The 21,064-nt window shown below is 37.9% G+C and carries 16 protein-coding genes; 11 read left to right on the top strand and 5 right to left on the bottom strand.

Annotation, left to right across the window (positions count from 1 at the left end; genetic code table 11):
- Positions 1 to 70: 70 nt before the first annotated feature.
- Positions 71 to 1,111, bottom strand: coding sequence for an alpha/beta fold hydrolase (locus tag H3U73_RS06035; protein ID WP_084551788.1), 1,041 nt, complete (start codon positions 1,109 to 1,111; stop codon positions 71 to 73).
- 673 nt (positions 1,112 to 1,784) lie between these two features.
- On the opposite strand from H3U73_RS06035, the gene H3U73_RS06030 reads away from it, so the two are divergent.
- Positions 1,785 to 2,201, top strand: a complete 417-nt coding sequence (locus tag H3U73_RS06030) for a hypothetical protein (protein WP_078474351.1) — start codon at positions 1,785 to 1,787, stop codon at positions 2,199 to 2,201.
- A 242-nt stretch (positions 2,202 to 2,443) separates the two neighbouring features.
- Positions 2,444 to 3,847: a UDP-N-acetylmuramate:L-alanyl-gamma-D-glutamyl-meso-diaminopimelate ligase gene (gene mpl, locus H3U73_RS06025; protein WP_084551787.1), complete on the top strand. Its 1,404-nt coding sequence runs from the start codon at positions 2,444 to 2,446 to the stop codon at positions 3,845 to 3,847.
- Between the two features lie 193 nt (positions 3,848 to 4,040).
- Here the strand turns inward: mpl and H3U73_RS06020 are convergent, their stop codons facing one another.
- Complete coding sequence (locus H3U73_RS06020; RefSeq protein ID WP_084551786.1) at positions 4,041 to 4,316, bottom strand: hypothetical protein; 276 nt, start codon at positions 4,314 to 4,316, stop codon at positions 4,041 to 4,043.
- Positions 4,317 to 4,499: 183 nt separating this feature from the next.
- Here H3U73_RS06020 and H3U73_RS06015 point away from each other — a divergent pair, with 183 nt between their 5' ends.
- On the top strand, positions 4,500 to 5,177 hold the full coding sequence (locus H3U73_RS06015; protein ID WP_025330304.1) for a helix-turn-helix transcriptional regulator: 678 nt from the start codon (positions 4,500 to 4,502) through the stop codon (positions 5,175 to 5,177).
- 164 nt (positions 5,178 to 5,341) lie between these two features.
- Here H3U73_RS06015 and clpX read toward each other — a convergent pair whose 3' ends face one another.
- Entirely contained in the window at positions 5,342 to 6,604 is a 1,263-nt protein-coding gene (gene clpX, locus H3U73_RS06010) for an ATP-dependent Clp protease ATP-binding subunit ClpX (protein ID WP_084547285.1), read from the bottom strand.
- Between the two features lie 407 nt (positions 6,605 to 7,011).
- On the opposite strand from clpX, the gene H3U73_RS06005 reads away from it, so the two are divergent.
- The 7 genes from H3U73_RS06005 to H3U73_RS05975 all read left to right on the top strand — a co-directional run bounded on the left by H3U73_RS06005 (position 7,012) and on the right by H3U73_RS05975 (position 15,111).
- Positions 7,012 to 7,962 (top strand): D-alanyl-D-alanine carboxypeptidase family protein, encoded by a 951-nt coding sequence (locus tag H3U73_RS06005; RefSeq protein ID WP_084547286.1) that lies wholly within the window; start codon positions 7,012 to 7,014, stop codon positions 7,960 to 7,962.
- 469 nt (positions 7,963 to 8,431) lie between these two features.
- Positions 8,432 to 9,184: an SDR family oxidoreductase gene (locus H3U73_RS06000; RefSeq protein ID WP_198190183.1), complete on the top strand. Its 753-nt coding sequence runs from the start codon at positions 8,432 to 8,434 to the stop codon at positions 9,182 to 9,184.
- A gap of 10 nt (positions 9,185 to 9,194) precedes the next feature.
- On the top strand, positions 9,195 to 9,704 hold the full coding sequence (locus H3U73_RS05995) for a Fur family transcriptional regulator (RefSeq protein ID WP_078474283.1): 510 nt from the start codon (positions 9,195 to 9,197) through the stop codon (positions 9,702 to 9,704).
- Positions 9,705 to 10,336: 632 nt separating this feature from the next.
- Complete coding sequence (locus tag H3U73_RS05990) at positions 10,337 to 11,461, top strand: sterol desaturase family protein (protein ID WP_084551784.1); 1,125 nt, start codon at positions 10,337 to 10,339, stop codon at positions 11,459 to 11,461.
- A gap of 19 nt (positions 11,462 to 11,480) precedes the next feature.
- The gene (locus H3U73_RS05985) at positions 11,481 to 12,581 is read left to right on the top strand and encodes an acyl-CoA desaturase (protein ID WP_198190182.1); all 1,101 of its coding nucleotides are present in this window, start codon (positions 11,481 to 11,483) and stop codon (positions 12,579 to 12,581) included.
- A gap of 167 nt (positions 12,582 to 12,748) precedes the next feature.
- Positions 12,749 to 13,552 (top strand): carbon-nitrogen hydrolase family protein, encoded by an 804-nt coding sequence (locus tag H3U73_RS05980; protein WP_084551782.1) that lies wholly within the window; start codon positions 12,749 to 12,751, stop codon positions 13,550 to 13,552.
- Positions 13,553 to 13,749: 197 nt separating this feature from the next.
- Complete coding sequence (locus tag H3U73_RS05975) at positions 13,750 to 15,111, top strand: sodium-dependent transporter (protein ID WP_084551781.1); 1,362 nt, start codon at positions 13,750 to 13,752, stop codon at positions 15,109 to 15,111.
- Between the two features lie 262 nt (positions 15,112 to 15,373).
- On the opposite strand, the gene H3U73_RS05970 is transcribed toward H3U73_RS05975, so the two are convergent.
- Positions 15,374 to 16,216, bottom strand: a complete 843-nt coding sequence (locus H3U73_RS05970) for a class II glutamine amidotransferase (protein WP_084551780.1) — start codon at positions 16,214 to 16,216, stop codon at positions 15,374 to 15,376.
- A gap of 437 nt (positions 16,217 to 16,653) precedes the next feature.
- Positions 16,654 to 18,885, bottom strand: coding sequence for a calcium-binding protein (locus H3U73_RS05965; RefSeq protein WP_084551779.1), 2,232 nt, complete (start codon positions 18,883 to 18,885; stop codon positions 16,654 to 16,656).
- 1,230 nt (positions 18,886 to 20,115) lie between these two features.
- Here H3U73_RS05965 and hslO point away from each other — a divergent pair.
- The gene (gene hslO / locus H3U73_RS05960; protein WP_084551777.1) at positions 20,116 to 21,030 is read left to right on the top strand and encodes an Hsp33 family molecular chaperone HslO; all 915 of its coding nucleotides are present in this window, start codon (positions 20,116 to 20,118) and stop codon (positions 21,028 to 21,030) included.
- Positions 21,031 to 21,064: the final 34 nt, after the last annotated feature.

Below are 21,064 nucleotides of genomic sequence, written 5' to 3'. Positions count from 1 at the left end.
CATCATTTATTAGGGGTATAACCCATTATAAGAATAATAAGAAACCGCATCATTTAAAGCAGTTTTGAAATCAGTTTTTATAATTTGAAAATGTCTTAAATAAAAAATCAACAATGAGATGAGTAATTTCACGATGAATCTCACTTCTATCCCGACTGCCGCCATCCTTACAAATAATTCCGTCTCCTTCTTTTTCTTGATTCAATATATCAATTGCATCAGATTTACAAATTTGGATAAAACTAAAATGCATTGCATCTGGAATAATAATATAAGTTGAGGACGATTTTGGTAGAAATTCTTGTACATAACCCGATTCAAGTTGTGTATTTGTATCACCTATATCAACTCCTGCACCAATAATAAGAGATGGTATTTTGATTTTTTGTAAGCTTTCAATGGTAAACCCTCTTGTCAAACCAGCATCCAATGATACGAATGCTTTTATCCTGGGGGCTGACATATTCTTATTAAGCTCTGAATTTGCCAAACCAAGTTCAGATATCAAATGACAAGCTTTTAAATATGAATATTTATTACAATCTTTCTTAAAGGACTCTGTATCAAATCTGGCTCCGGAAAGTGCAATTACTGACCAACCACCAAGCGAATGGCCTATAGCGGAAATCTGATTTAAATTAATGAAATTTGAGAATGTTTGATTTTCAGCCAGTGCATCAATAGTTTTACTTAAATCTTGCGGCCGTAACCATAGTTTGGCTGACTGCTCAGTATTCTGATCAAATCCAGTTGTCCCCGGATGATTAGGAGCTGCAACAATATATCCCTTTGCAGCTAATGCATGTGCAAGCCAGCTTAAATTTCGCCAGCTCCCACCGTAACCATGTGAAAGTAAAATTAATGGCGATTTAGTATTCTTTACTTCCGGTACCGCATCAGCAATAACTTCAGAACCATCAAAAATAGCATTATCAGCTATAGTTATTGAATTTTGCTTATTATTAGTAGCATACCAAACAGCAATATCTAGTGGCTTTCCATCTTGTATATCATAGTGAATTCGCTTAAAACCAATATGTTCTGAAGCGTTGGAGATAAGTGGAAAAAGTAAAATAAATGAATTGATAAAGCAAAAAAGTAATTTAATCATAGCATCCCTCTTTAATAAGGGAGTGTTGTTATAATAATTTCAAATAATATAATAAGGAATAAATCAAAGCCATTATCAATAGCAGTAATCAATGTTCAATATTCCGTTATATAAATCAAATTCAAATCCGGAAATGAATATAAAATTTAATTATCACTGATTTCAGCGTTTACTGGTTTTTTATGATAAAGATAATCAGCTTTTCGGAAAACCATTCCGATTAACATCATAACGGTGGAAACTTATCAGCATTTCAAAATAATCAACAAGCTCAACAAGTAATACTGAATTTAATATGTACTAGCAGCTATTTCTGTTATAGATATAAGGGCTATGCTGCTGTCTGCAAACAGATATTGTCAGTGCAGTTTATGCATTGGAATTAAGGAAAATTGATTCAGTTATAATTTGCTGCTTAAAAAATAGGCAGTTAAATTTAATTTATATATAACAAGGCTATAAATTACTTATCCACAGTTTATGTGCAACACCATCCCAATAATCACAGGAATAATGTGTATTTATTCATCTTATCGCATACACTGACAGATACATGGATAAAAACCGGGGAAAACAATATCAGGTATTATGATTGTGGATAAACTAAAATATATTTATTATATTGACAGGATTAAAAAAATTTTGAATTTCTTAAAAATTATGGATATCTTATATGAGTAATGGTTTAAAGTTAGAAAATATCGAAGCATATTTTGAAGAGCACAAATTACCAAAATTCGACAGTTCATCAATATTGTATGGATCAATAGATGCAAAATTATGGCTAAAGATTGTAATAACTGAATTTTCTGGATTATTTATTAAACATCTGCTTATTTATTTTAATGCAGAAAAAATAATTCTGATTGGTTTAACCTTGAATACAAATTTAACAGATGCAATTACTGTTATTCCTATGACAGAAGTTTCTGAACTAAGCTTCAAATCAGGCTTTATCAGAGGCAAGCTGACATTTAAATTTAAACAAAAGGAATATCTTATAAAAGTCCCGAACTTTATTCTTGTCGCGAAATGGCAAAAAAGAAATTTGAAAAATATCCTTCAGCGTTACATTATTAAATATTCATAAAAACACCAAATAATTATTTCTCAGTATTAGCAGATGATAATATATCTCATAATCAAATATTTATAATGATTCAATACAAACCCTTTTAAATTAATCACAATAGTCTGTTTTCTGTATTTCAGTGCCGGTTTGTATTTTGAATTTAATTTTAGCAGTGATAGTGTACAGAAAATACAAAACATCCATGTAGTAAATATGAGGAAAGTCTATAATGCTGGTTTTCATCGCATAGAGACAGAGAAATGCAGCATATCCACATCATTGGTATCGGCGGAACATTTATGGGAGGAATTGCCGCTATAGCCAAACAGGCAGGCTATCATGTAACTGGTTGTGATGCCAAAATGTATCCGCCCATGAGTACACAGCTGGCTGATTTGGGCATTGATGTGGTGGAAGGATTCGAAGCAGCACAGCTGGACAGTTATCCTGCTGATGTCTATGTAATTGGTAATGTTGCCCGTCGCGGCATGCCTGTCATAGAGGCCATCCTTAATCGTAACTTACCTTATACTTCCGGCCCGCAATGGCTGGCAGAAAATATCCTTCAACAGCACTGGGTACTGGCAGTAGCCGGCACTCATGGTAAGACAACGACAGCCAGTATGCTGGCATGGGTGCTTGAAGATGCTGGTCTGGCTCCCGGATTTCTGATTGGCGGGGTGCCGCAAAATTTTGCTGTATCAGCGCGCCTGCCTCAGGTACCACCGGCTGAGCAATCTACATCTGAACCAGAGTGCAGTCCGTTTTTTGTCATCGAGGCAGATGAGTATGACACAGCTTTTTTTGATAAACGCAGTAAGTTTGTCCACTATCGTCCGCGTACGGCGATTCTGAACAATCTGGAATATGATCATGCGGATATTTTCCCCAATCTTGCAGCAATTCAGACTCAGTTTCATCATTTGATTCGTACAATTCCCAGTGAAGGGCTGATTGTCGTTAATGAACAATCTGCTGCACTGGACGAAGTTTTACAGCAAGGCTGCTGGTCAGAAGTAGAAGGCTTTGGTCTGAATAAGGATTGGCAAATTGGTGAAATTTTTGCATCCGGTGGCTTCGATGTCCTCTATCAGCAACAAAAGGTGGGACATATAGAGTGGAAACTACTGGGGCAGCATAACCGCATGAATGCACTGGCAGTGATTGCTGCAGCACGTCATGCAGGTGTGTCGATCCGGCAATCTTGTGCAGCATTATCTCGTTTTGAGAATGTTAAACGGCGCATGGAAGTCAAAGGTGTTGTTAACGATATTACGGTTTATGATGATTTTGCTCATCATCCGACAGCCATTGCCACAACTATTGCCGGTTTGCGTCAGAAAGTCGCTAATGCACGTATTCTGGCTGTGCTTGAACCACGCTCTAATACTATGAAGCTGGGTACCATGAAAGCTGCTTTATCTGCCAGTCTGGCGGAAGCTGATAAAGTATTCTGTTATGCCGGCGGGGTTGATTGGGATGTTGCGGCTGCACTAAGTCCGTTACAGGATAAAGTAGCAGTTTTTCAGGATATGCAGTCACTGGTTGAAGCTATCACTGCACAGGCAGAGCAGGGGGATCATATTCTGATAATGAGTAATGGCGGCTTTGGTGGTATTCATCAGCAATTACTGACTCAGTTACAACACAAAGCAAATAATTAATTATTTTTGTACTGAATTCAAGGTAAAACAATAACCCCTGTTCAGATTTTCTAAAGGCCGTAGCTATCTGTTATTTCAGGTGCTAAGGCTTTTATTTTATGTGCGTTTTAAAACAGTGCAGTATCAGGGTAAATATAAAAAATAATGAAATTACATGGTTGATAGTACAACAGAAGCGGAGCGATACAATATTTCAGGAAGCCTCATAAACCGTAGCTTTTGCCATTTCAGTATGATTCATTTTCCCGTATGCATTCTGCCAGCTTTGTGCAGCTTCACGCTGGTCACAGTTTTTGGCTACTTTAATCTGGGTTGGATTCATTTCAGTATAAGTTAAATTCGCCAGATGCTGGCAGTTCAGCGTTTGCGAAATCAATACCGCAGGAGCTGTAGCACGGGCTGGTACTGAATGAAAATTGCCCAGCAACAATAATAAAGCCATTAACCCATATATTTTTAATAATTTCATAATCCATTCCTTATTTAGGAAAATCTAATAAATTGTTTAATTTTTATTATATTAATTAGAAAAAAATAAATATTCAAGGAATTTATTTCTTAAATATTTAGTTACTTTTCATTTTTCTAAAAATGAAGTATAATAAAAATAAATTTATTGACGATATTTCTAAGAAATTGCCGGAATTTGTGCATGCAAACATTTAAAGACCGTCTGGCTTCACTGTGGCCGGGTGAGCGCCAGTCTAAAATTGCCACAGACATTGATATGACTATGGCCGGTTTCAGCCGTATCTGGCATGAAGGCGGGTTACCCAAAGCAGAAACCCTGAAACGTATCAAAGAATTAAAAGGCTGCAGTATTGACTGGCTGCTGACTGGAGAAGGGGAGCCCTTTCCTGAACAGCAAACTCAGGCAGCACATGATACGCTGGGTAATCCGGTGAATACTGAAGATTTTGTTTATGTGCCGCGTTATGCAATTGAAGCAGCTGCCGGACATGGTAGTTTAGTTGCTAATGAAAAACCGATGTTTACCATGGCGTTTCGTAAGGACTGGATAAATTCAATGATTAGCCCTGAAGTTAGTGGCTTGTCAGTGATTTCGGTCAAAGGCGATTCAATGGAAGGTGTGCTCAATGACGGAGACACCATTCTGGTACAGCAAATGAATCATATACGCCGTGATGGTTTGTATGTACTGCGTATTAACGATAATCTGCTGGTTAAGCGTTTACAGCTGATGCCGGGTAATGTAGTGAATGTTATTTCTGCTAATGAAGCCTATCCGAGTTTTGAAATCCGTCTGGATAGTGAAAGTGATGATGTACAAATCATCGGTAAAGTATTGTGGTTTGGCCGTTATCTGTAATATTCTGATAATAAAATTTCATACTGAAAAGTCGGTTTGATAATCCGGGTATTACTGCGGACACATTATTAACCGGTTAACTCATTTATTCTGTACATAAAAAAACCGTCTGAAATTCTAAAATTCAGACGGTTTTTTATGCATGTAAAATTCAGCTTATGGTTTTAGCCTTTATAAGCACTGCCATCAGCCAGTAACCATTCAGGTTCAGCACCTTTATCAATTACATCCTGATTAACAACCACTTTTTTTACATCGTTTAAATCCGGCAAAGCATACATAGTGTTAAGCAACGCTTTTTCTACAATTGAGCGTAGGCCGCGGGCACCAGTTTTGCGCGCCATGGCCAGCTTGGCAATTGCCCGTAATGCAGAGGGTTGTACCTGTAGCTCCACACCTTCCATCGCAAACAGAGCCTGAAACTGCTTAATTAATGCATTTTTAGGTTCGGTAAGGATATTAATCAGTGCATCTTCATCCAGCTCAGTGAGCGTTGCAATAACTGGCAGACGGCCGATCAGCTCGGGAATCAAACCGAATTTAATCAGATCTTCCGGTTCAACCGTCTGAAACAGCTCGCTTACATTGGTATTTTCGTCTTTGCTGTGTACCGCAGCACCAAAGCCGATACCACCTTTTTCAGTACGCTGACGGATAACTTTTTCCAGTCCGGCAAATGCACCACCACAGATAAACAGAATATTAGTAGTGTCTACATTAATAAATTCCTGATTAGGATGTTTGCGTCCACCTTGTGGCGGCACAGATGCAACAGTTCCTTCTATCAGTTTAAGTAAAGCCTGCTGAACACCCTCACCGGAAACATCGCGGGTGATAGAGGGATTATCACTTTTACGGGAGATTTTATCGATTTCATCAATGTATACAATGCCTTTTTGTGCTTTTTGTACATCAAAATCGCATTTACCCAATAATTTAGTGATAATCTGTTCCACATCCTCACCAACATAGCCGGCTTCGGTAAGTGTGGTGGCATCAGCCATCACAAACGGAACATCCAGTTTGCGCGCCAGAGTCTGAGCGAGCAGAGTTTTACCCGAACCGGTAGGTCCAATCAGCAGAATATTGGATTTAGACAGCTCTACCTGACCTTCTTCCTTACCCAGACGCAAGCGTTTGTAATGATTATATACCGCTACAGCCAGTGATTTTTTTGCTGTTTCTTGTCCGATTACATACTGATCAAGATTAGCAACAATCTCTGCCGGAGTAGGCAGTTTTTCCTGACCGTCCCCGTCAGTTGCCGGCATGCCATTCTCTGTAGAAGAAGCACCCGGATTATGTAGCATTTCATTGCATGTATCCACGCACTCATTACAGATTAATGCGTTTTCACCTTCAATTAAATTTTTAACTTCGTTTTCTGGTTTACCGCAAAACGAACAATAACGAATTTCTTTACTCATAAACAGGATTTCATCAAGAAAATAGAGCTTATATTGAATGCCGGACCAAATACATAGATGATATCGTATCGGATTCAGCCAAAAAACGAGTATATAGTTTTATCAGGCTGATATCAAACTGAATGCTAGTGTGGTTTTAATCACTGAAGAAATCAGTTTGATAATGAAAATCTGATTAAAATATCGTTTATAAACACCTTTTTAGCCAAATATAATAAGAAAATACCGGCCGTAAGCAAATTTGTCTTATAATTAGATTGAGAAACAATATATTTATTGAATAATTGGACGTTAAAAACTTCTTTCAAACACAGACAATAATTATGTCTGTCTCTATTGCGTTCAGTTTGAGTAGTATTCTCTTGAAAAATAAATTACCCTGATTCAGGGTTAAAAAGGAAGTTATCATGTCATGTTTATCACGTCTGCGTCGCTGGCAGTGGGTAAGCCTGTTAAGCAGCAGTCTGTTTTTTGCAGTACCTGCTGTAGCCGGAGACCTTGATGTTCTCGGCCAGTTTATCGAACAAAAGCAGACAGGTGGTCAGTCTGACACACTCAGCACATTTATCAGCAATCATCCGGATGCCAATCTGGAAACACGTGCACAGATTGCCGGCCCTTTATTAAGCTCACAATCGGCTCTGATTATGAATAATCAGACCGGTGAAATTCTTTACCAGAAAAATATCAATCAGGTACGTTCAATTGCATCCATTTCTAAGCTGGTTTCAGCAATGGTAGTGCTGGATGCCAATCAGAACATGAATGATCAGATTACCATCACAGATGCCGAAATTGACCGGCTGAAAAACTCAACCAGCCGTCTGTCTGTTGGTACAGTAATGACCCGGCGTGAGCTGTTGCATATTGGTTTAATGAGTAGTGAAAACCGGGCAATCCATGCTCTGGCACGTACTTATCCGGGCGGTATGCCGGCATTTGTAGAAGCCATGAATAATAAGGCGGCTGAGCTGGGAATGACTAATTCACGTTTTTACGAACCAACCGGGCTTGATCCGCGCAATCAGTCCACTGCACGGGATTTGGCTTTGCTGGTGCGTGGTGCCAGTCAGTATCCGCTTATCAGACAATATTCAACTGACAATTCCGGTTCGGTATACACCAGTAATGGCAGAGTAGAGCAATATCACAACTCCAATGCGCTGGTACGCGAAGGTTTATGGCCTATCGCGCTGCAAAAAACCGGATATATTCGTGAAGCAGGTCGGTCTATGGTGCTGCTGACCAGTGTGCAGAACCAGCCGGTAACCATTGTTTTACTGAACTCTCCCAGTTCAACAACCCGCGTAAGCGATGCCCGCGCTTTACGTTCATGGGCGATGCAGCAATCCTTATAAACCATATATCTGTTATCAAAGAGCCCCGTTAGCAATAACGGGGTTTTTTATCAATAAATCAATCCGTTTATATCGTAATGTAACTGTCAAAGCAGTTAATTAACATGATAGAAAGCCAGACATAACGAATTAACATCAGCAACTGAAAGTAATTTAACAGATATGATTAATAGCGTTTTATAAATGAGTCAGTTGATTCGTCTGCATCTTTTGTTTGTAAAATAATGGGCAAGGCATAGTTTCCGAGAATAGTACTGAGTAAAAAGCTTAATCATCAGTGTAAAATATTGGTTCTGAGACTGATAAATATTCCTGAGGTATGAATGAATGGATGTCACCGGTTGATAAACAAGACTCGGTCGTAGCAAAATAGAAATGTAATACCATAATATTGGAAATGGAATAAATATTGACTTATCTCATAAGGGACAAATAGAGGTGTTATCTTTAAACAGAGAAAGATACTGACATGGCAATATTAATTACAGGTGCTTCTGCAGGATTTGGCGCAGAAATGTGTCGTGTGCTGGTTCATGCCGGTTACCAGGTTATTGGTGCCGCACGGCGGCTGGATAAGCTGCAAGATTTACAGACAGAACTGGGTACACAGTTTTTACCATTACAAATGGATGTAGCCGATAAAAGCAGTGTAGATAATGCATTAGCCTCCTTACAGGGTACTTGGGCGGATATTGATTTACTCGTGAACAATGCCGGGCTGGCACTGGGCATGGAGCTGGCTCAGGAAGCAAACTTTGCTGACTGGGAAACCATGATTCATACCAATGTTCTGGGTTTAACTTATGTCACCCGGCAAATATTGCCACGTATGGTAGCGAAAAATAGCGGCTATATCATTAATCTGGGATCTACTGCCGGATCATGGCCATATAAAGGCGGTAATGTTTACGGTGCTACCAAAGCTTTTGTACGCCAGTTCAGCCTGAATTTGCGTACTGATCTGGCCGGTACCCGCATACGAGTCACCAATATTGCCCCCGGTTTATGCGGTGATACTGAATTTTCCAATGTACGCTTTCGCGGCGATGATAAACAGGCTGCTGCCGTATATGAAAATATCAGCTATCTGCAACCGGCAGATATTGCCAACACCGTATTATGGCTGTATCAGACTCCGGCACATATGAATGTTAACCATATTGAAATTATGCCGGTATCACAAACCTTCGCCGGTCTGAGTGTAACCCGTGATTTGGCTTGAGGTTTGAGTCATGACGGATAAACTTGCATGGTCGACAAGAACCACAGAGAAAACGCGTATATTGGCTCAATGTGAAGCACAAGGTGTAACCATTACTCAGTTGCGCGCACAGGTTTTGGATATCGTGCTGAGCATGAGCGGAGTGATTAAAGCTTATCAGGTTTTGGCTCATATGCAGCAAAGTAGTCACAACACAATTGCACCACCGACAGCGTACAGAGCGCTGGATTTTTGGACAGAACAAGGTATTCTGCACAAAATTCCGGCGATTAATGGCTATATATTATGTCGGCATGCTCAGCATGATTGTGGTGAACAATGCCAGCCGGATCATATTCATCACAGTGATTTTGTGCTGGTATGTAATCAGTGCGGAGCAGTGGATGAACAAAGTATGAGCCCGGAATGGGTAGCTTTACGACAGAGGGTAGCTGATAGCGGATTTTTACTTAATGATGAACATATTGTTTTGACTGGTATGTGTAGCCAGTGTCGTACTCAAAATGAAAACTTTAAATAAGTTATCCAGTCAGTTTTGGATTCTTAAACCGGTTGAAACCATTCCTTTATCTTTTATGCATAAGAAACGCCGAATTATTCGTGAAAATATGGTTAATTAAACAACATTATTATCTATACATTCTCAAGGAATTAAGTGGAATTACCTATCCTGATGGCGTTTTATAATGTTGAATGAAAACTATATACACTAAATTTTATTGTTATAGCAAATATCCTACTAACGGAATAAATTGTGTCCAAACAGTAATAAAGAAAAACAAATATAGATTACATTAGATTGTTGCGTCTGACATTATTTCCATTATTTATTGTATGACATGCTATCCTGTAATAATTAAATAGGATTGAAAGCGATATTGTCATATCCGATTATAAGCCAGCATTTAAAATAAATGTTAAATCAAGTTTTTCTATGATAAATAAAATTAGAAAATTTGATCTAGAGTAAAGTATCTAATTTTAATGTCTGTATTATGAAGTCTGTCTTTGAATTTTTAGAATTTAATTCTTAAAAGATTATAACTATTATTTGATCTGATTCTAAGCAATCGCTGAACTACTGCAGTTAGCCGGAAATATAGATTAATAAATAACAGTTAATATTTTACCAATTAAGTTATTGGAAGCAGAATGAATACATTGACATTCCCTATTATCTTTATGTTGGTTTGTATCTATATTGAAGCAATATTATTGAAATGGATTAAAAAGCAGAATATTAATTGGCTTGATATTATCTTCAATTTAAATTCTGGGCATCTTGTTTTGTGGTTATTCAGGGGGCTGGAAATTTTATGTTATGCCTATGTTTATCAAAATTGTAGTTTAAATTTATTTTCTTCAACCCCGGTCTTTTATATATGGATATTTGCCATCTTTGCCTGGGATTTTTGCTTTTACTGGCAGCATCGTTTATTACATACTTTTCGTTTGTTATATGCTGTTCATTTAATTCATCATCAGGGTGAAAATTTTAATTTGTCCCTGGCGGTCAGAAATTCCTGGTACTCTTCTATACTGTCTGCTGTATTTAATGTTGGTTTAGCTTTTCTTGGATTACCTACAGAAATTTTCCTGACAGTTTCTATAATACATTATTCTATCCAGTTTTTTAATCATAATGATTTCACGCCCCGACTAGGTTTTTTAGAGAAAATTTTTGTTACACCCACTCACCACCGTGTGCATCATATTAATGACAGATATTATTCTAATCGCAATTTTGGTGGTTCATTTATTATATGGGATAAATTATTCGGTAGTTATGCTGAAATGCCGGAAGGCACTATTAATTATGGTTCTCCGGGCGTAAAAACATTTAATCCGTTATTAGCCAGTAATTTTCCTTTTATGCAAATATTTAAAATCCCTTTTCAGCCCTCCCCGTTTCCTGACAAATTTACTATTTCAAATTTACTCATGACTTTAGGGTCAACAGCATTGTTTATTTTAGCTATTAGTTATATCTATACATATGGATACGGTCTGAGCGATATTAGTTTAACTCAATATATATTATTTGCTTACCTGGCTGGTGGAACAGTTTTTCTGGGCGCGATGTCCGAAGGTCGCCCGTGGGGAATAATAGGCTGGATAATATTAACTTTAACTATGCCATTGTTATTTTTGTATGGATTTCAATGGCATCAGATCTACTGGCAAATTACTATGGCACTGCTGAGCATACATGGCATCATTATTTTCATTAACTGGATAAGAGTATATCGAAAATCTCTGCCTGTAATCGAACCCTGAAGCCGAGTACGGATAAAATATGAGATCTGAATTAAGAGAACTTGAATACAATTCGCAACAGGATAAAAGTTTAAAAAAGGTTCTTAATGATGCTTTGCAAGAATATCTGACTGCACATCAGGATCATCGTTATGCTGACAGGGGTATGAAGTTCAAGCTGGCAATACTTTGTCTGTTTTGTGCTGCAAGCTATATTACGGCATTGCATCAAAGCTCAGTAATTTGGTTTTCATTATTATATTTTTGCTATATTACCTTTGCGCTACTGCTGGCTATTAATGTAGTACATGATGCTTCACATAATGTTTTTTTCCGTTCCGGACGAGCAAATAAATGGTTAAATTGTCTTATTACCATTCCCCTGGGTATTGATCCAGACTGCTGGCGTGTTCGTCATGTTATTCAACATCATCCTTACACTAATGTTGAATACTACGATTTAGATATTGATTATAACGGAGTGTTGCGACAGACTCCGTTTCAGGTATATTATTGGTTTATGCGCTATCAGCATTATTACTGGCCAATAGTAGCAGCAATGACATTTCCGGCTATTGTCTGGTGTTTTGACTGGCAGGACAGATTAGGTCTTAAGTTCAATGTTAAAAAATTTACTAGCCAGGGCAGGAATGGATGGATGGTATTTTTACTAGCTAAATCGGGGCATATTTTACTGGCGTTCATTTTGCCGGCTTGGGTATGTCCGCAATTCAATTTTAGCTGGATTGTGCTGGTTTATTGTTTAAGTCAAATGAGTTCTTCGCTGATATTTGTTGTATTGATTTTAGGTAGTCATTGGGCTAAAGCTACTTTCTATCAGGCGCCGGAAAATGGACATTTTATGCATGGACGTTTGCAGCATGCTTTTAACACAACGCTCAACTGGCATCTAAAATATGGCTGGCTTGAATATTGGCTGGGCGGATTGAATTTGCACTTAACCCATCATTTATATCCCGGTGTTAGCCACCGGCATTATCATAAACTGACTCCTATTGTGGCGGATATAGCACAGCAATTCAATATTTCGTATCAGGCTTTATCTTTAATCGGTCTGTTTAAATCTCAACAGGAATTTCTGAAGAAAATGGGAAGCAATTATCGAGAGAATTTGTCGTAATATTTGCTGTTATCCATGCTAATCAAAGTAAAATAAATCCGCATGTGCCAACGCTTACAAAATTGAGATCAAAATTCAGATAATATTGTTGAAAAGAGAATAATTTGCCAGACGGCTATGTTACGGTTATAAAGAGCATAGGTGAGGATAAAATTCGGGAGTAACTGATGCTGAATGTAAAAGTAGCTATAGTGCAAATGGTATCTGGTACTCAGGTAGCAGAGAATGTGCGCACAATGCAACGACTGGTGCAACAGGCAGCTGCTGAGGGTGCAGAGTGGGTAGTATTACCTGAATACTGGCCGATAATGGGTAAAGACGAAACAGATAAAGTAGCTGTAGCTGAGGTTTTTGGAGATGGCCGATTGCAAACAGCTTTGAAAACTCTGGCTGCTGAGCTGGGGATCATACTATTTGGGGGTACCATACCTTTACAAAGTACGGATAAAACCAAAATATTTAATACCATGCTGGTGTACGGGCGCTCAGGAGAGTTACTGGGTTTCTACCATAAAATGCATTTGTTTGGTTACACTGGTGCCAATGAGTCTTACGCAGAAGCCGATACAATACTGCGTGGCATGGATGTACCGGAGCTGAGAATTGATAATATCGCTGTGGCACAGGGTATTTGTTACGATTTACGTTTTCCTGAATTTTTCCGTGCCCAGCTTCCATTTGAAGTACTGGTGTTACCGGCAGCATTTACTTATACCACGGGTAAAGCACACTGGAACACATTATTAACTGCCAGAGCAATTGAAAATCAGTGTTATGTGCTGGCGTCTGCACAGGGTGGGCAACATCAGAATGGCCGCCGTACATATGGCCATAGTATGATTATTAATCCTTGGGGAGAAATTCTTGCCTCTTTGCCAGAAGGAGAGGGGGTTATTTGTGCAGAGCTGGATACTGAATTTCTGCAATCAGTACGAACTAAGCTACCGGCACTACAGCATCGACTGTTGTAAATATGTTTTTTAAGTTAGTATTTTTTGAACCAGCCTGAATTTAATCCATACTTAAGCCCATTATTTGGACATAATGTCTGAATAATGGGCTTAATAGTCTCAAAAACGGTACATTCACAATCATTTCTTGTCCAAAAATACGATTCATGGCATGATTATTGATTAAAGTTTGAATTAAGAAGTAAGGGGCAGTAGCGATGAGTGGCGGAACAAAGAAAAAATCGCATTCTCAGTGGAGCTCGCGGATGGGGTTTATGCTCGCCGCAGCAGGTTCAGCAGTTGGTTTGGGTAATATCTGGAAATTTCCCTATATGGCCGGTCAGATGGGCGGTTCTGCATTTGTGCTTACCTATCTGATTTGCATGTTTGTGATTGGTTTGCCTATTCTGGTGGCTGAATGGCTGATTGGCCGTCGTGGGCAGAAAAATCCGATTCATACCATGGAAGATGTTGCTGCTGATGAAGGGCAATCTAAATCATGGCGCTGGGTAGGTATTATCGGCGTACTTGGTTCATTCCTGATTCTTTCTTTTTACAGCGTTATTGGCGGGTGGGCTGCTGATTACATTTTTCTTGCCGGTACTGGTACTTTTAAAGGTTTAAATGGCGAGGGTACCGGTCAGGTCTTCCAGCAATTTCTTGGTAGTGTAAGCCATTTACTTACATGGCATACCGTCTTCATGTTTGCTACCGCTTTGATTGTAGCCATGGGTGTAGGTGCCGGTTTGGAACGTTCTTGTAAAGTGATGATGCCAGGGCTGGGTCTTTTACTGATTGGTCTGGTAGTTTATGCGGCTGTTGTCAGCGGACCTTCATTTGGTAAGGCTTTTGCTTTCCTATTTACTCCTAACTGGTCTGCTATTACCGGTAAGGCAGTACTGGCGGCATTGGGGCATGCATTTTTCAGCCTGTCTCTGGGCATGGGTATTATGATGGCTTACGGTTCCTATCTGGGTAAAGATGTGAATCTGATTTCTACAGCACGTACTGTAGTTATTCTGGATGTTATTGTTGCCATGTTATCCGGTATGGCCATTTTCCCGCTGGTATTTGCCAATGGTCTGCAACCGGGAGAAGGTCCGGGTCTGATTTTTGTTACCTTACCTATCGCTTTCGGCAATATGGCCGGTGGTACTATTATTGGTGTCGTATTCTTTATTTTCCTGACTTTCGCCGCCCTGACTTCCTCAATTTCATTGCTGGAGCCGACAGTTGAGTTACTGGAAGAAAAAACTCATTTGGGACGTAAATCAGCGACTTTAGTAAGTAGTTTGTTTATCTGGGCATTGGGTATTGCCTGCCTGCTGTCTTTTAATGAGTGGCAGGATATTACAATTTTCGGTAAAAATATATTTGATTCTCTCGATTATCTGACCAGTAAGCTTATGTTACCGTTAACCGGTCTTGGCACCATTGTATTTGCCGGCTGGATGATGAATCAGGAAAGAATTCGTCAGGAGCTGAATTTAGGCCCGGCTGTATTTGCTTGTTGGAAAGTGCTATGCCGTTATGTTATTCCGATAGCTGTAATAGCAATTCTGATTTACGGATTTATGTAATCAATATATAGTTAATATTCTCATATCTGAGTAAAAAAAATCCCGGAATTGTCCGGGATTTTCTTTTATGGATTCGCTAATTACTATAGAAAATGCCTGAAAGCAGATATAGATATTTAATGAATATCTGGATTTGCATCAAATATCTGCAATTGTTACTATACTTTAATCTGGTTTAAATCCATTCTGGATAAATAACATAAGATAGTTCAGTTAATAACAGATTTTCTGAAATTTTAGTTTCTTAGTTCAATTTAATCTGTTACATGCTGACGCCGGCTTTGCGTGCGATGCTCAGACCATCTTCTACACTCATATATTGAGCCGGCTGGATACAATCGCGCAAAATAATTTCTCCCTGGCTGAACATCACCAGTTCATTAACAGCCAGTTGCTGCCACTGCTCATTACAGGTAAGCGGTAATGTGGCAATTACGGCTACACGATCATGTGGCGTAGTAACCGCGGAAAAATCAATAGCCACGTCTTCATCTGCCAGAACAGCCTTACCAAAAGGCGCCTGCCGGATAATATAAAAAAGCAGGGTGCTGGCATGGGCAATTAACCAGTCACCATTCGAAAGCATATAATTAAATAAACCATACTGACGCAGCTCACCAGTAATTTCTGCTATAGCATTAAATAAAATTTCCCGAGAAGGCTTGTGACGAAAGCGCTGGCGTAGCTGCTCAAGCAGATAGCAAAAGGCCTGTTCTGAATCCGTAGAGCCTACCGGGTTGAAATATTCACCTTCAGAAGGATTAAAACGGCGCAAATTGCCATTATGTGCAAACACCCAGTATTCTCCCCATAACTCGCGTACAAACGGATGTGTATTTACTAAATGCACTTGTCCCTGAGTAGCTTTGCGAATATGGGCTATTACATTTTCCGATTTGATTTTATATTGCTGCACCAAATCCGCTACAGGTGAGCTGGCACAAGGCTTATCATCCTGAAGCAGACGCACTCCGTGCCCCTCGAAAAAAGCAATGCCGAAACCATCTGCATGGCTGTCAGTCAGACCTCCCCGCAAACGAAAACCTTCAAAAGAAAAGACAATATCAGTAGGGGTATTGCAATCCATGCCTAACAACTGGCACATGTATTATTTCTCCATAAATAAATCAACAATATAATTTTTCGTATTTCACCAAATAAAGATTATACATCGTGATTATATTAATCCATAATTTATAAGCATGCATACCCATAAAAAAGCCTGTAACCTTAGACCTAAAATTCAATTTGAATAAGCTTTTTTATCAACTGAATATCCTTAAAGATATTGCAATAAAATTACTCTATATAAAAAATTGTATATTTAAATACTCAATATAGATATTTATTCATAGTAAAAATCAAATTCATAATTGTTTTATATTTGAGCGAATCAATTGTTTATTTTTGATCATTGGTAAACTGATTAAATGAAAAATTGCTAAATATGTAAATAAAATAAAAATCTAAGTTTGAAAGACAAAAAATTACCTGTCAGTTTATAGCTGGCAGGTAATAATTAAAGTTAATTAAATCGGTTGATTAGCCCCAATAGGCAGCAACATTTGCTTTTTGTATAAATTGCTGCATCTGACTGGCAATATCTGGAGAGTTAAAGTCGCAATCATTTGTAAATGCAGCCATGGCTTCAACCAGTTGTTGTATCTGATTTGAATTTATCTTTTTACCATCAGCAGTAATAACATTATAGTGTTGATAATCAGTATCTTCAAACCATGAGGTAACTGTTACCTGATCGTTTGTTCCGATATGACTGATAATCAAATCAGATCCATCCTCTCTGAACCATAATTCATTACTATTATATTCTGTAAATTCAAGTGAGTTGATGTCTTTAGGATTTACATCCCATTCTGTAACCGTATCCTGTCCATGACCAGCTTCAAATATATAACGATCACTTCCGCTTCCTCCATCAAGAATATCATTTCCACTGCCACCGATTAAAATGTCGTTACCTTCATCTCCTGTAATATCATCATCTCCAGCATCTCCATAGATAATATCATCACCTTCTTCTCCGAAAATAGTATCATCACCTGCACCCCCGTAAATAATATCATTTGTTTCGTCACCCAGGATGTAATCATCATCGCTGGTACCATTAGTTGGCAGGTTTTTAGGAATATCAATACTTGATATAGTACCATCTTCAAATATCAATCTGTAATCCTGATAATATTCAGCATAAAAGAATTTTTTTAATCTAATTGAATCATTACTGTTATATGCATGAATAATTAAATCATCGAGTTCACGGTAGAATTGGATATTATTTTTTTGAGCACCTTTAAATATCAGTTCATTGGTTAATGCTCCATCTTTAAGAGTACTATTTTCACCTCCATCTTCGATGGTATCCTGACCATGACCTTCTTCAAAAATATAGATATCCTTACAATCTTCAGAACCAATCATGTAATCGTTACCACGACCACCAATCAGAATATTATATTCACCGTTTGCAATCAGAGTGTCATCACCATCACCGGCATCTATGAAGTTATATTCATTTTCTCCAGATAATCTATCATTACCATTGCTGCCGATTAGCTGATTATACAATTCACCGGTTTCCGAATTTTCGCCTGATAAAACATCACCGGGTTTTGAAGCAGTCTGTATACCCTGAGAAATGAAATTATCAAGTATCTCTGCCATGCTTTCACCACTTTGCTCTGACAGTTTCTGCGCAATACCACTAATATCCAATGTCTGATCCTCAAAACAGAAGATAAATGCCCGATGGAAAGCATCTTTAAAATAATCTTTTAGTCTGACACAGTCATCAATTTTGTATGCATAAACTAATAAATCTTCTCCGTCACGTTTGAATACTGCATCAGTGCTTTTAGCCTCTGTAAATTTGAGCTGATTGCTCTGGGATAAGAATGGCAACTGATCGTAGCCCTTATCTTCTATAATGTCTTGCCCATGACCTTTATGAAAAATGTAAGAATCACTTTCCCAGTCACCGCCAGCCAGATAATCGTTGCCGGCTCCTCCAATCAGGGTGTCGTGTCCACCACCTCCATAAATTTCATCGTCTCCGTTACCACCGTCAAGATAGTCGTCGCCATCCCTGTTAGCATCAGGATAGTAATTTCCTCCATAGAGAATATCATTACCATCTCCTCCGTAAATAGTGTCATTACCCATTCCTCCGTTCAAGTCGTCATCACCATCATAGCCATAAAGAATGTCATCACCGTCGTAACCAAACAAAATATCTGCTTTTGAACTACCTTTGATAATGTCAGTTCCCAGCCAGCCTGTATAAGCATTAAATAAGGGATTATATGGAGTTTCAAAAGGCATATGACTAATGTCATTCAGCGTAATTGTTTTATCCTGAAATATAAATTTATAGTTTCTATATCTATTGTTGTCTTCTGGATTAGCAGGATCAATGAAAAAATTACGTAAAGTGACTGAATCTTTTTCGCCATAAGCTTTAATAATCAGATCATTTCCAGATCTGATAAATGCGGTATTAAACGAATTTGAATCTTTGAAAATTAATTCGTTAGTTTCATTTTCAAAATTTTCTAATTGTATTTGCTCATCAGATTCTTCATAGTATACCAGAGTATTATCCCGGCGGCTTGCAAAGCCAATATCTTCAATAATATCTTGTCCGTGACCTTTCTGAAAAATATAACGATCTTTTTTATTATCTGTACCTTTCAGAAATTCATTTTTTGAAGTGCTAACAACAGTATTAACGGTTGATGTATTTTGAGATTGGGGCATTATTATCTCCTAAATGTAATCATTTCAATATAAAATAAAATTATTCTGATCATATTTTGTATAATATTAATATGATCGCCATATATTTACTGCTCATAATGAATTTGATTATCTATATGCTTCTCCTTTATAATTTAAAAAATATTTTTATTAGTAATAGAATATAGAATTAATTATAATTTTATATTCTAGGATATTGTGACAATTTAATTTTCATCTCTCGAAAGAAAATTATACTGTATCAAAGAGTTAAAAAGTTAATATAAATCAAATATTGTCTTTAAATTTGATTTATATTAACTTTTTAATAAAGGTTATTGAAAAAAGAAACCATTTCCAAATAAAAAACATCCGCCAGCTATTGAATGGCAGGTGTTTATACAAAAACAAGCAGAGCTAAATCTATTAATTAATCTTATATGGCAGCTAAGTTTGCATACGAATTAAACTACAGCATTTAGTTGATTATTTCTGGATTAAAACAGGTAGAGGAAGAACAAATATACTTATTTATTCAAATATCAGTTATATTTATTTCATTGGTATTATAATATCCAGATAAAGCATTAATTAGTTATCTGAGCTGAGCTGCACCTATTTGTTTGTATCGGAAGTTGTGATATTAAAATGTTAGGTAATTGAGCCTTATGAACTAATGTTTATTTAGTCTGAGGTATCTATGTGATTAATGATTAATTCATTAGAATTTAAGCTAAACAAAGTTCATTGCTGGCGCAGCCGGAGACAAAGATGGTTTTATATCATCAGGAAGAATGGTATTTTCTACTATTTCATCCAGCCCGGATCCTGATATAAAAAAAGTAGATGTTACTTTCGGTTGTTCCCAGAGAGAATTAAGACTCTTACCTTCAATCAGGATACAATTATTATTATTTCTATATAAGACAATCATTGCCACTTCTGCAAATTTATAGTTACTTAGTTGCAATAATAGTATTCATATTTTATGCATTTTTGCTTTTAATATTGTTTATAAGTTAAGTATGTATATTTATAAATAATTTATTAAATTGTTATAGTTAATTTTTGGGTTGAAATTATTAAATGATAATTAAAATTTAATTTATATATATCTAAGTTTAATTTTATATTTTTGGAATAAATTGATTTCTTAGGTCAAATATATATTAATGCAAACGGAAATTTCTTTTACTTGATTTTTGGGCGGATGAGGTCATATTGTTTGATTATTTTGCCAGGATTGGAATGATGACAGAAAATAAGATGGTACAAGCAGATCAGTTAACGAGGTTTATGTTTGATGACTGTCCTGTACGTGGTCTGCATGTGAATTTGCAGCAGGTATGGCGTCATGTGGCAGCAAATAAAGTTTATCCTAAGGCAGTTCATCAAGCTCTGGGTGAGCTGACTGTGGCTGCGGTATTGTTGGCCAGTAATCTGAAATTTGAAGGTAATCTGATTGTACAGGTGCAAGGTAAGGGCGTTTTGAAAATGCTGGTGGCGGAAGCTACATCGGCAGCAACCTGCCGAGCAACAGCACGCTGGGATGAATCTGCTGTCATTGATGACAATATGACACTGGTAGATTTGCTTGGTGAGGGAGGAATGTTTGTACTGACTTTGCAGCCCTCACAGGGTGAATCCTGGCAGGGTGTGGTCGAGCTTAGTGGTAGCAGTATTGCTCAGATGCTGATGAATTATATGGCGCGTTCCGAACAGCTGGCTACGTATATTATGCTTGCTGCGGATGATGAGCATGCCAGCGGTCTATTACTGCAAAAGTTACCCGAACAGGATATAGATGAAGATAGCTGGACAGAGTTATCAGCTTTATCTGAGACGCTTACGGAGGATGAGTTGTTGCGGCTGGATGTGCAGAAATTTTTATTCAGGCTGTTTCATGAGCATGAGCTAAGGGTGTTTACACCTCAGAATGTTGAATTTTCCTGTACCTGCTCGCGTGCTAAGGTTGGTGATATGCTGCTATTGCTTGGCGGGCAAGAAGTAGGTGAGGCTGTAGCGGAGCAAGGCAGTATTGAGGTAAACTGTGATTTTTGTCATGCACGCTATGTATTTGATGAGGCAGATGTGAATTCTTTGTTTGGTACTGATATTGTGGCTACTGCGCAGGAGGAACTGGCTGCACGACAGCTTAATCATTAAATGTACATTTATAAAAAATAGCCGGATAAATGTT

Origin of the sequence: Snodgrassella sp. W8124 (genome assembly GCF_016100875.1) — a bacterium.
Taxonomy (GTDB): Bacteria; Pseudomonadota; Gammaproteobacteria; order Burkholderiales; family Neisseriaceae; genus Snodgrassella; species Snodgrassella alvi.
Note: the sequence above shows the minus strand (reverse complement) of the source record. Positions and strands in the feature narration are given on the sequence as shown.